General features: G+C 45.4%; 7 protein-coding genes and 4 pseudogenes. 5 read left to right on the top strand and 6 right to left on the bottom strand.

Annotation, left to right across the window (positions count from 1 at the left end; all coding sequences use genetic code 11):
* Window positions 1–57: 57 nt before the first annotated feature.
* Together JCM10519_RS25760 and JCM10519_RS25755 are read left to right on the top strand one after the other, a co-directional pair.
* Window positions 58–807 (top strand): solute carrier family 23 protein, encoded by a 750-nt coding sequence (locus tag JCM10519_RS25760; protein ID WP_347842958.1) that lies wholly within the window; start codon window positions 58–60, stop codon window positions 805–807.
* Window positions 801–1,517, top strand: coding sequence for a solute carrier family 23 protein (locus tag JCM10519_RS25755; RefSeq protein ID WP_347842957.1), 717 nt, complete (start codon window positions 801–803; stop codon window positions 1,515–1,517). Before JCM10519_RS25760 ends, JCM10519_RS25755 begins: the two co-directional genes overlap by 7 nt.
* A 233-nt stretch (window positions 1,518–1,750) precedes the next feature.
* On the opposite strand, the pseudogene JCM10519_RS25750 reads toward JCM10519_RS25755, so the two are convergent.
* Window positions 1,751–4,003: pseudogene (locus JCM10519_RS25750) on the bottom strand (glycogen/starch/alpha-glucan phosphorylase).
* Between the two features lie 142 nt (window positions 4,004–4,145).
* On the opposite strand from JCM10519_RS25750, the gene JCM10519_RS25745 reads away from it, so the two are divergent.
* The 3 genes from JCM10519_RS25745 to JCM10519_RS02705 are packed head-to-tail and all read left to right on the top strand — an operon-like array spanning window position 4,146 to window position 5,544.
* On the top strand, window positions 4,146–4,670 hold the full coding sequence (locus JCM10519_RS25745) for an AraC family ligand binding domain-containing protein (protein WP_347842956.1): 525 nt from the start codon (window positions 4,146–4,148) through the stop codon (window positions 4,668–4,670).
* Complete coding sequence (locus JCM10519_RS25740; RefSeq protein ID WP_347842955.1) at window positions 4,639–5,043, top strand: AraC family transcriptional regulator; 405 nt, start codon at window positions 4,639–4,641, stop codon at window positions 5,041–5,043. The genes JCM10519_RS25745 and JCM10519_RS25740 overlap by 32 nt, the downstream gene beginning before the upstream one ends.
* A gap of 36 nt (window positions 5,044–5,079) precedes the next feature.
* A complete protein-coding gene (locus JCM10519_RS02705) occupies window positions 5,080–5,544 on the top strand; it encodes a tryptophan-rich sensory protein (RefSeq protein WP_054737858.1) in 465 nt (154 codons plus the stop codon).
* A 103-nt stretch (window positions 5,545–5,647) separates the two neighbouring features.
* Here the strand turns inward: JCM10519_RS02705 and xdhC are convergent.
* From xdhC to JCM10519_RS02680, 5 genes and pseudogenes are all read right to left on the bottom strand, one after another.
* Window positions 5,648–6,143, bottom strand: a pseudogene (xdhC, locus tag JCM10519_RS02700) (xanthine dehydrogenase subunit XdhC).
* Entirely contained in the window at window positions 6,140–7,024 is an 885-nt protein-coding gene (gene xdhB, locus JCM10519_RS02695) for a xanthine dehydrogenase subunit XdhB (protein WP_054737857.1), read from the bottom strand. Before xdhB ends, xdhC begins: the two are co-directional and overlap by 4 nt.
* Before the next feature lie 39 nt (window positions 7,025–7,063).
* Window positions 7,064–9,346, bottom strand: a pseudogene (gene xdhA / locus JCM10519_RS02690) (xanthine dehydrogenase subunit XdhA).
* 431 nt (window positions 9,347–9,777) lie between these two features.
* Window positions 9,778–11,174, bottom strand: a pseudogene (locus tag JCM10519_RS02685) (NCS2 family permease).
* Between the two features lie 19 nt (window positions 11,175–11,193).
* Window positions 11,194–12,186 carry an amidohydrolase family protein gene (locus JCM10519_RS02680; protein ID WP_347842954.1) on the bottom strand — a complete coding sequence of 331 codons (993 nt, stop codon included), beginning with the start codon at window positions 12,184–12,186 and terminating at the stop codon, window positions 11,194–11,196.
* Window positions 12,187–12,279 lie beyond the last annotated feature (93 nt).

Genomic DNA, 12,279 nt, shown 5'->3' with positions numbered 1-12,279 from the left:
ATTTCTAAACAATCCCATATATGGCTTTGAAAATAATAGTAAAGAGAGGGATTTCCTTTGAATAAGCAAAACGACAAAGAACTGATCTACCAACTGGAAGGCAGGCCAAGTTTTAAAACTGCATTCCCACTAGGTCTGCAGCACATACTGGCCATGTTTACGGGCAACCTGGCCCCCATACTTATCATTGCCAGCATCTGTGGGTTAGAGCCGGCGGATAAGACCATCATGTTATCATCCGCCATGATTGTATCTGGTGTAACCACCCTGTTTCAGCTGTATCCGATCAAGCTCGGGAAGAGCTTCCGCATCGGAGCGAATCTGCCAATTGTCATGGGTACATCGTTTGCATTTGTTGCCGTGGCTTCCATTGTTGCCACTCAAGTCGCGCCTTCCATGGGGCTGACAGATCCGCGTGATGTATATGCGTTGGTTCTCGGCTGTTCATTGGTAGGTGGCATCGTTGAAGTATTTATGGGTTTCTTCTATAAGAAGCTTGCCAATCTGTTTTCACCGATCGTGGTGGGAACAACGCTTATTGCCATTGGATTAAACTTATTAAGCGCGGGAGCACGATACTTTAACGGCGGGTCAAACGCAGCAGCTACTTTGGCGGCTTATAATGAGAATCCAGATAAGTTTCAATATACAGGCGTGTTGGGTTCGATGAAAAATGTATGCGTGGCGTTATTTGTGTTCGTTCTTGTGTTATTGCTCCAAAGGTATGGCAAAGGCATTGTAAAGAATTCCGCCCTGCTTTTGGGACTGGCTATCGGGTATATAGTGGCCATTGCTTGGGTATGGTGAATTTTGCGCCGATTTCATCCGCTAAAATCGTCTCCGTACCTATGCCGTTTTATTTCGGACTTAAATTTTCCATAGCCGGCATCTTAAACTTCGCCCTGTTTTATGTCATTTCCGGACTGGAAACCATCGGTAACACCGGCGGTATTACCATTGCGGCATTTGACAGAGAGCCTACCCCCGAAGAAACATCCGGTGCCATCCTCGCAGATGCAGGTGGATCCATGTTAGCGGCTGTATTTAACGCGCTGCCAAACACCGCGTTTGGACAGAACGCAGGTATTATCTCCATGACGAAAATCGTGAACAAATGGTGCGTTGCCGTAGGAGCTGTATTCCTGGCTTTGTGTGGACTTATCCCGAAATTGGCGGCTCTTTTCCAAACCATCCCAGATGCGGTTTTGGGCGGCGCAATTATTTCTGTATTTGCCATGATTACGTTAAATGGTATTAAGATGATCGCAAAAGCAGGTTTCTCCGAGAGAAACGTAACCATTATCGGTATTACATTCGCATTTGGTATTGGACTTACCTCCATGAGCCTGGCTGTTGATACCTTCCCAGCGTTCATTCAACCGTTCTTAATTGCCATTGCACCATTAACGAGCGCACCGGCTGCCGTGTGCTGTATCGTATCAATCGCTGCAAGCATCTGCTTCCCGATGAGTAAAGAAGATAAAGAGAAGGCAAAATCCGCTATGCAAGAGGTATAATGAAACAAAGCCTCTTCCTTATTCTAACATGATAACTACAATTTCCGCTCAATTTCATATTCTCAGCACGGCTGTCGATTCTTTCGCCACTCTGTAACTGACAATTGTTTTTTTGACGGATTTTGACAAAATGCCCTTCCGCTTTCAGCAGAAGGGCATTTTTATTATGCGCTTATTTTATTTTATGCCACTTCCTGCAGCTTACGTGGAAGCATGGTAACAGCCGACTTTTTTTACAGCTTCCATATATCCCGGTTATACTCCAGAATGGTGCGGTCTGAAGAGAAAAATCCTGCCTTGCTGATATTTATTAACATCTTTTTCGCCCAGCCTAAGGAATCCTCATAATCTTTGTAAATCCTTTCCCTGGCAGCCTCATAGGCGCTGTAATCCAGCAGGGTCATGAACCAGTCCTTCTTTAATATCTCATCATAAAGCCGTTTTAAATTCTCCTTATGGCCGATGGCAGTCATCTCCGCTCCCACTATAAAATCCAGGGCTTCCCGGATTCTGGCCTCCTTTTTATAATAGTCCTTAGATACATAATCCGCTTTTTCGTAATGTCTGATCACCTTTTCACTGGATTCTCCGAAAATATAAATATTATCCTTTCCCACCAGCTCTGCAATCTCCACATTGGCACCATCCATGGTTCCAATAGTTACCGCACCATTTAACATGAACTTCATGTTGCCGGTCCCGCTGGCCTCCTTGGAAGCAAGGGAAATCTGCTGGGAGATATCACAGGCAGGAATCAGCTTTTCCGCCTTGGATACATTATAGTTTTCCACCATCACTACCCTTAAATAGGGGCTTACCTGGGGATCATTGTTCACTAGCTCCTGAAGGCATAAGATCAGGTGAATAATATCCTTTGCAATCACATAGGCAGGAGCCGCCTTTGCACCGAAAATCACGGTAATCGGAGTGGATGGCAGGTTTCCTTTTTTTATCTCTAAATACTTGTGGATCACATAAAGGGCATTCATCTGCTGCCTTTTATACTCATGGAGGCGCTTGACTGGATATCATAAATAGAGTTTTCATTTATTTCCGTTCCCTGGGTTGACATAAGATATTCCTTTAATGCGATCTTGTTTTGTTTTTTTTGATATCCAGGATTTCCCTTAAGGTCGCTTCATCATCAAATGCAGCCAGTTTTTCCAGCTCCATGGCGTCCTTCTTATACCCCTCTCCGATTCTTGAAGTGATCAGCTGGGTAAGGAGAGGATTGCAGTGGAGCAGCCACCGCCGGAAGGTGATTCCATTGGTCTTATTGGAAAATTTCTCCGGGTAAATATCATAAAACTTCTTTAATTCGCTTTTTTTCAGGATCTCCGTATGAAGGTACGCCACTCCATTGACGCTGAAGCCATAATGGATATCCATATGAGCCATATGCACCAGATCCTTTTCATCTATGATGCCAACGGAAGGGTCCTTATGAGCCTTGCGGACCTGTTTATCAAGCTTCTTTATAACAGGCACTAACTGGGGTACGGCTTCCTCTAAATATTCCATGGGCCACTTTTCAAGGGCTTCCGCAAGAATGGTATGATTGGTGTAAGCACAGGTCCTGCTGACAATCTCCGCCGCCTTTTCAAAGGAGATTCCCTTCAGGGTCAAAAGACGTACCAGCTCCGGAATCACCATGGAAGGGTGGGTATCATTGATCTGGATCACCGCATAATCCGGTAAGTCATATAGCTTGCAGCCCTTTTTGACACACTCATCAAGAATATACTGGGCACCGCTGCTGACCATAAAATACTGCTGATAAATACGAAGCTTTCTGCCGGCCTCGTCGCTGTCATCAGGATAAAGGAATAAGGTCAGGTTCTTTTTAATATCCTCTTTATCAAAGGAAATCCCATCTTTTATGATCTCCTCATCAATGGTTTCCAAGTCAAACAAATGAAGCTGATTGGTCCGTCCCTGATAGCCGGTCACCCCTATATCATACATTCTGGAACGAACGGTCATCCCTCCAAAGGTTACGGGATAACTGATCCCTGTCTTCTTAAGCCAGCTGTTTTGCTCTATCCAGGGATTGGGATTTTCTGCCTGAAGATGGTCCTCAAAGCTCTGCTTAAATAAACCAAAGTGATAATTAAGCCCAATGCCGTCTCCATTTAAGCCAAGGGTTGCCATGGAATCCAGAAAACAGGCGGCAAGACGTCCCAGGCCGCCGTTTCCAAGAGACGGCTCCGGCTCTATTTCCTCGATCTCGCAAATATTTTTTCCGTTTTTCAAAAGAACCTGGCGGACCTCTTCATACATTCCCAGGTTGATCAGATTATTGGAAAGCAGTTTTCCAATCAGGAATTCCGCAGACAAATAATATACTTTTCTTCTTTCCTTCCTCCTGCTGTCTTTTTTTCCGCCTCTTCTCCCACGATTTTCAGCAGTGCAGAATAAATTTCCTTATTAGAACACTGACTTACTGCTTTCTTGTATATATCAAAAATCCGTTGCTCAAGATTCATAATAACCTCTCCTTTTTTTTGTTTTTTTTAACATTACTCTTGTATTATAGTATCCCATGCAGTGTTTATCTTGCAGCATTCTGGCATATTATGATACAATACTATCATCAACTATTGAAATTTTTCGAAAAACAGGAGTTTTATGAATATCATACAGTACGAAAACTATCAGGAAAAGCATGAGCAGGACCCTTCCGGTTTTCCTTACCTGACTTACCCCTGCACCATACCCCTGGATTTTAACAAGGTTCCCCTGCACTGGCACGATGAGATGGAATTCATCTACATTAAGAAAGGGACCGGACTGGTGTCCGTGGATTTTATTCCCTATGAAGTCCACGGCAGCGACATTATCGTGGTCTGCCCCGGCAAGCTTCATACCATTGAAAAGTGGAACCAGGAATCCATGGAATATGAGAATATTATTTTTGATTTAAACCTGCTGCGGTCCAGGCAGCCGGATGTCTGCTGGGAAACCTATCTTTCCCCCATCAGCCGGGGACAGAAAAATCTTCCGGTGCTCATAACAAAAAGCCTTCCCAGTTACAGCAGGATCGCTTCCTGCTTAGACCAGATCGATCAGATCCGCGAAACATTTCCGGAGGGCTATGAGCTGTTAATCAAAGGAAAGCTATTTGAACTGTTTTTTTCTTTTCTGGAACAATGAGCCAGCCTCCTCCTCTCCTCCTCCCCGTCCCCCAAAGGAGCTGGAACGGACCAGGCAGATCCTTAAATATGTGGAACAGCATTACAGCAGTCCGCTTTCCATAGAAGAAGTATCAGGTGCCTGCGGCATGAGCCAGTCTCATTTTATGAGATTTTTTAGGAAAACCATGGGAATGCCCTTTACCGCTTACTTAAATGATTACCGCCTGACCATGGCCTCCAGGCTGCTCCTCTCCTCCGAGGATTCTATTCTGACCATTGCAGGGGATACGGGGTTTAATAATCTGTCTTATTTTAACCGGATCTTTAAGGAAAAATTCGGAATAACTCCCAGGGAATTCAGAAGGCATATGGATATTCCTCCCTCGGTCTGAATAAGATAGTATCAAATCAGAGACAGGAGAATCCATATGGATAGAAACCGGATTAAATTATATGCTTTCACCGCCGTTCCTTTAGGGATCGGGGCTGTGACAGCATTTTTAGTGAGAAACGGCTTGTCCATATATAAAAGCTTAAATCTTCCTGCTCTTTCTCCCCCTATATGGCTGCTGCCCATTATATGGACCGTTCTATATATCCTCATGGGGTTCGGCTCTTATCTGGCCGCTTCCTCACCTTCTCACAGAAAAGGAGCGGCTCTCCGGTTATATGGAATTCAGCTGCTGCTGAACTTCCTCCGGATCCTGGTGTTTTTTAACTTAAAAAACTATCTGCTGGCATTTTTGATTCTCCTTTTCCTTTGGTACTCTGTTGTAAAAATGATATCAGCCTTCTGGACCGTCAACCCGGATGCGGCAGTCCTGCAGGTGCCTTATCTGCTTTGGATCACATTCTACGGGTATTTAAATTTGGGTATCATGTTTCTTAATTAAAGTATGAACCACTCTCCATAATGACACAAAAAGGAGCAGGGCCAAGGTAACACTTTCCGTTGCCTTGGTCCTGCTCCTTTTAAGCTGCTCTTATCATCTCCATTTAGGATGGCAGCTTTCCCAATCTGCGGAGCATGGTTTTCTCTACCGCATTCAGGATATTCTCATAGCCTGTGCACCGGCATAAATGGCCGGACATCAGCTTTCTAAGCTCATCTCTGGTATACTCTTTTCCGCTTTCCAGAATTTCCACCGCTGACATGATAAATCCCGGTGTACAGAATCCGCACTGGACTGCTGCCTCATCGATAAATGCCTGCTGGATGTCGGATAGCTCTCCATTTGGCCCCATCAGACTTTCCAGGGTCTTAATTTCTTTTCCATCTGCCCAGACAGCCAGGTAGATACAGGAATTGAAGCATTCATGGTCTATGATCACGTTGCAGGCTCCGCATTCTCCCACTTCACAGCCTTTTTTTCACGGAAGTCAGGCGATAATCATCCCGCAGCATATCTGTAAGGGAGGCCCGTACATCCACCATTGTTTCCGTATATTTTCCATTGATGGTACATTTTACTAATTTATATTGTGCCGTCATTCAATCTCACCTCCCGAAAGTTTCACTGATTCCATGAAGCAGCGGGTTGCCATTTCCACAGCAATGTGCTTACGGAAATCCTTTGAAGCACGCCAGCTGTCCCGGGGATTGATGTCTGCAAGTACTTCTTTTCCAAAGGCTTCCGCCAGTTCTTTTGATACCGGCTGTCCCTTTGCCAGGTTTTCCGCGCTTTTCGTGCGCATGGGAATGGGACCTGCCACTCCATAAGCGATCCTTATGTCTTCCACAGTCTTTTTATCCTCTGACAGCTTTACATTTACGGAGCAGCCTGTGGTGGCGATATCCATGGCATTTCTGTTGGCGTATTTGATATAATGGCCTTTGTAGCCTTCATAACTTTTCTTTGGAATGATCACTGCCGTCTGAAGCTCTCCCTCTCTGATATCCACGGTTCCTGCCTTTATATAGAAATCGCTGATGGGAATCCGGCGGATGCCTTCAGGACCTGTCAGTTCGATGATGGCATCCCATGCAAAAAGCGTGGAAGCCGAATCCGCTGAGGTTACGCCGTTACAGGTATTTCCTCCGATCGTGGCGATGTTTCTTATCTGGGGGCCGCCTACCATATCCACCGCTTCACCAAGGACATTGATGTATTTCTGGATAATGGGATCCTTGGTAATATGAGAGAAACTGGTGAGAGAGCCTATGCGGATAGCCTCCTCTTCGTCCAGCTTTACGCCTCTCATTTCATCGATCATATAAATACTGATCAATTCCTTTCCGGCACGTTTTCCCTCCCGCATCTGTATTAAAACATCGCTTCCACCTGCTATGATCTGGGCCTCAGGATGTTCCAAACGAAGCTTTACCGCTTCTTTTACGGTATTTGCTTCATATAATGCTTTCATATCATACATAAAGCTTTCCTCCTTGCTATTAATGACTGAACTGTAATATCAGAAAAGTCCCTCTTCCTTGAACCGTTTAAATAAAGCCTGGGATGTCATCGGTATCTGGTACATGTGCACGCCCGTTGCATTTAAAATGGCATTGCGGATCGCCGGAGCCACCGGACAGGCCGGAGGTTCTCCCAGGGATTTTGTTCCAAATGCACTGGTAGGCTCATAATTTTCCACAAACTGCGCCTCAAGATGAGGATGATCCATGGTAGTAGATAATTTATAATCCAGCAGATTGTCATTTAAGGTTCTGCCTGTTTTCCCGTCAATAAGAAGCTGTTCTGAAAGGCATAGCCGATTCCCATGCTCATTCCTCCATGAACCTGGGCCTGGGCAAGAGCCGGGTTGATCAGCTGGCCGCAGTCATGAACATTGATAATATCCAATAACTTTACCTTGCACATGGGAATATCCACCTCTACCTCGGCAAAGCAGCAGCCAAAGGAATAAGCATTGGACTTTATCTGGTAGGTGCTTTCAGAGGTCAGATGCTGGCTGTTGGACATGCTGTAAAGGGCCTCTGTAGCCAATTCTCCTAATGTCATAAGCTCTCTTCCATCTGTAGTCCGTACGATCTTTCCAGCCCTGATATCCAGGTTAAAGGCCGGCATGCGGGTCAGCTCATGGGCATAATTTAAAATCCTCTCTTTTAATAAAAGAGCTGTCTGCTTGATAGAAAAGCCTCCCACATAGGTCTGCCTTGAAGCATAGGATCCTGTTCCGAAAGGAGTAACATCCGTATCCTGACAGGAAATCACATGGACCATTTCAAAAGGAATTCCGAGGGTATCCGCCGCCATCTGGCCAAAAGCCGTATCAGCACCCTGGCCGATCTCTGTCTCACCAAGCTGAACCTGTATGGAGCCATCCTGGTTCATCACCATCCGGCAGGAAGAGGTTTCCAGGCTGATTGGCCATACCGCCGTGTTATACCAAAATACCGCACAGCCCACGCCTTTGCGTACAGGTCCGGTCTGGTTTGCGTATTCCTTTCTTTTCCTGTCAAAATCTATATAGGCTTTTCCCTTATCCATGCACTGGTTAAAGGTGTCATAATAATTTTCATTTTTAGAGAAACCATCTACATAGCCAACGGGCATCAGGTTTTTACGGCGGAATTCCACCGGATCCATGCCGATTGCAAGGGCAATGTCATCGGACTGGCTTTCCACCGGGAACATGGCCTGAGGGATTCCGTAGCCGCGCATGGCGCCTGCCACAGGCATATTGGTGAATACCGTATAGGAATCGCATTCTATATTTTCGCAGGGATATAACTGCGGAAAAGCATTCATGCCCTTTGCCGCGATTCCATGTCCGTGAGAAGCATAAGCTCCCTGATTGGAAAAGCACTCCAGTTTCCGGGCTGCAAAGGTGCCGTCTTTGCGTACCCAGCTGATAATATGGCTGCGGATAGAGTGTCTTGTACGGTTGCTTACAAAGGTTTCTTCACGGGTCACATCAAGCTTGACCAGCCGTCCTCCCACCGCCGTTGAAAGATAGGCGCATAGAGGCTCATACAAAGCATCCTGCTTATTTCCAAAGCCGCCTCCTATATATGGCTTAATGATGCGGACATTCCCCCAGGGGATTCCAAGGGCCTGCCCCACCACCCTCCTGACGATATGAGGGATCTGGGTAGAAGATACCACGGTTATTTTTCCGTTTTCCATGCTGGCAAAACAAATATGGTTTTCAATATGGCAGTGCTGAACAACGGGAGTGTCATACCACTGGTCGATTTTTACAAGTCCCTGCTCTTTAATGGCCTCTTCCAGATTCCCCTTTCTGATGCTGGAATGGCCCAGGATATTATTGGTATATTTCTCGTGAAGCTGGGGTGCTTCATCCTTCATGGCCTCCTGAACGTCAAGAACAAAGGGATATTCCTCGTATTCCACCTTTAAGGCCTTAATCGCCTGCTTTGCAGCTATTTCGCTTTCTGCGACTACCGCCGCCACCTCATCACCGCAAAAACGCACCCGGTTCGTTAAAAGGAGCCGGTCAGCCACATCCTGATGCGTGATATCCGTTGACCAGGGATGGCCGGCCGTTGGAAAATAGTTTTTAGGTACGTCAAAGCAGGTGACTACCTTAACCACTCCCGGTATTTTTTTCGGCCTCTGAGGTATCAATAGATTTTACGATTCCATTGGCTATGGAAGAGTGGTAGATCTTAGCTACCAGGGCATTTCGCTCACAAAGATCATCGGTGTATTTTGATCTTCCCGTGACCTTATCAAATGCATCCACACGGGCAACACTTTTTCCGATTATCATATTTACGCCTCCTATTTCTCATTCTGATGTGTAAACAGCCTCCGGTCTCTTCCCTTATGAAAAGGACCGACGGAGACGAGACTTTTTCAAAGCATAAAACGCTTATCAAAGTGATGTCGCCGCCAGTCCATGTATCTGTTGACCGGTTATTCTGATATTAATCAGGCTGCCTTATTGGGTTGCTTTTTGGGCTGAAGAACAGCCCTTTTATCTTCACTTGCTTTGCAAGTTCTGATAAGCTATATTATGGCCACAAGGACGTGGCCATAATCGGATGGGCGGGGCAAAAAAACGCCCCTTTTATCAGAAATCTGAAAAGCGATTTCCGATAAGTTATATTATGAAAACAAAAAGATGTTTTCATAATCAGATAGACGGCAGTAAAAAAACACTGCCTTTTATCAGAAATCTGAAAAACGATTTCTGATAAGTTATATTAATACATATTTTAGCACAAACAATACTGCTAAAATATACATAAGGGTACTGATTTTCTTTTCTTTTGCTCTGCCTGTTACCACATTAATAACCACATAAGAGATAACTCCCATGGAGATTCCTTCGGAAATGCTGTACATAAAAGGCATGGCAATAATTGCGATATAGCTTGGGATTGCCTCTGTGAAATCTGCAAAATCAACCTTGGTTACGGAAGTCATCATTAAGAAGCCTACCACTACCAGAGCCGGAGCCGTAGCAAAGGACGGAATGGCTAAGAAAATCGGGGATAAGAACAGGGATAAGCCAAACAGGATGGCTGCAACCACTGCTGTTAATCCGGTTCTGCCGCCTTCTGCAACACCGGCAGCACTTTCTACAAAGGTGGTGGTGGTGGATGTACCAAATATTGCGCCTGCGGTAGTACCGACAGCATCTGCCAGCAATGCGCCCTTGATCCGGGGAAGTTTTCCCTCTTTATCAAGCATATCCGCCTTGGAAGCCACACCGATTAAGGTTCCCAGAGTATCAAATACGTCTACAAACAGGAATGCAAACATAACTACCATGAAATCCAGGGAAAGGATCTTTGAAAAATCCAGTTTAAAAAAAGGTAGGGGACATATCCGGAATACCAAAACCAGCTGAAAAATCAGGAAATACGCTGAACATTCCCAACTCCGGATCCGGTCTGTACCAGCCGATGGCCTGACAGACCATACCCAGTACCCAAGTAATAATAATTCCCCACAAAATATTGCCCTTTACATTTTTTTACTACCAGCACGGCCGTAATCAGAATGCCGATAATCGCCAGCAATACGGTAATGCCGACTGTCTGGAAGGAACCATCTGCCAGGGATCCCTTAAAAGAAAACATGGTGACAAGAGTCGCTCCATCCACAACGATCTTTGCATTCTGCAGTCCGATGAATGCGATAAACAAACCAATGCCAACGGATACGGCATGTTTTAAATTCATGGGAATTGCATTAAAAATCGCTTCCCGCACATTCGTCAATGAAAGAATGATGAAAATAATACCTTCAACAAATACGGCAGTCAAAGCGATCTCCCAGGAATACCCCATATTAAGGACTACCGTATATGCAAAATACGCATTAAGTCCCATTCCCGGTGCCAGTACAAAAGGATAATTTGCAAGCCCTGCCATTAAAAGGGTGGCAAACAGTGATGCAAGTGCAGTAGCTGTAAATACAGCCCCGCTGTCCATTCCAGCCGCGCTTAAGATGCTGGGGTTTACTGCCAGGATATAAGCCATGGTCATAAACGTGGTGATACCGGCTACAATCTCAGTCCTTGCATCCGTATGGTTCTCAGATAAGTGAAATATTCTTTCCAGGAACCCTACATTTTTTTGTGTTTCCATACCTCTACCTCCTTGATAGTTAAAATATTTTCCTTGCTGTATAAGAGCTGCCCCATGCAGTTCTTTTTTTAAGAAGTAAAACTAAAAAAATTCTGTTTCCTCCCGCATATTTCCCCTTCAAGTGTCTGTCATCAGATAGGTAGATGAACCGTTCCAGCCTCTCTTTCAAGGTAAGAGTCTGAGGATAAGGCAAACCGCTGTCATCAAGAATCAGCGCATCAAATTCATATCCTTCCAGGAAGCTTCCAACCTTTCCAAAGAAGGAGCCTCCCCCTAAGGTTCCCAGGTAAAAAGCTTCTTCCACAGTAAGAGGCTTTAAGTTTTCATCTTTTAGCCTCCATCTGAGCTTTGATACCTGAATGGCATCTGCCATGGCGCGGAAAATGGATTCTCCGCTTCCTCCTGCTACGTCACTGCCAAGCCCCACATTCATCTCCCGGTCCAGATAGGTCCTGACCGGTGCGATCCCTGAGGATAGGTTGGTGTTTGACTGTGGACAATGAGCGATATAAACCCCACGCTCTTTTATTAATTCAATTTCTTCTTCCGACGAAGAAACACAATGAGCCATTACTGTCTTCCCGTTTTCTCCAAACAGGCCGAACCTGTCATAAGCATCACCATAAAATCTGGATACCGGACAAAGCTCCTTTACCCATGCCACCTCGCCCTGATTTTCCGACAAATGAGACTGGACCGGGAGTCCGTACTCCTTCTGCAGCCTTCCCAGCCGTTCCATCAGATCATCTGAACAGGACGGAATGAACCGGGGTGTTAAGATGGGCTTTACGTTCTCATATCTGGATCCTGTTTCCTTAAGCCAGCAGAGGGTTTCCTGCTCTGACTCTTCTGCCCCTTCTTCCCTTAAGTAATCCGGCGAATTCCGGTCCATGTTGACCTTGCCGATCATGGTCTTTAAACCGGTTTCCTCCATCAGGTCCATTAAAAGCTCTGTTGCCTGCCTGTGGATGGTGCCAAAAATACAGGCTCTTGTAGTAGCGCTTTTTTTCATGGATTCTGCAAAAATACCATAAGCTTTTTTTTGCATATTCCAGATCAGCATACTTGGCCTCCTCCGGAAATGTATTGGTGTTCAGCCAGTCCA

It is taken from the genome of Clostridium sp. NkU-1 (assembly GCA_001312405.1).
This window is presented reverse-complemented; position numbering and strand designations above follow the sequence as displayed.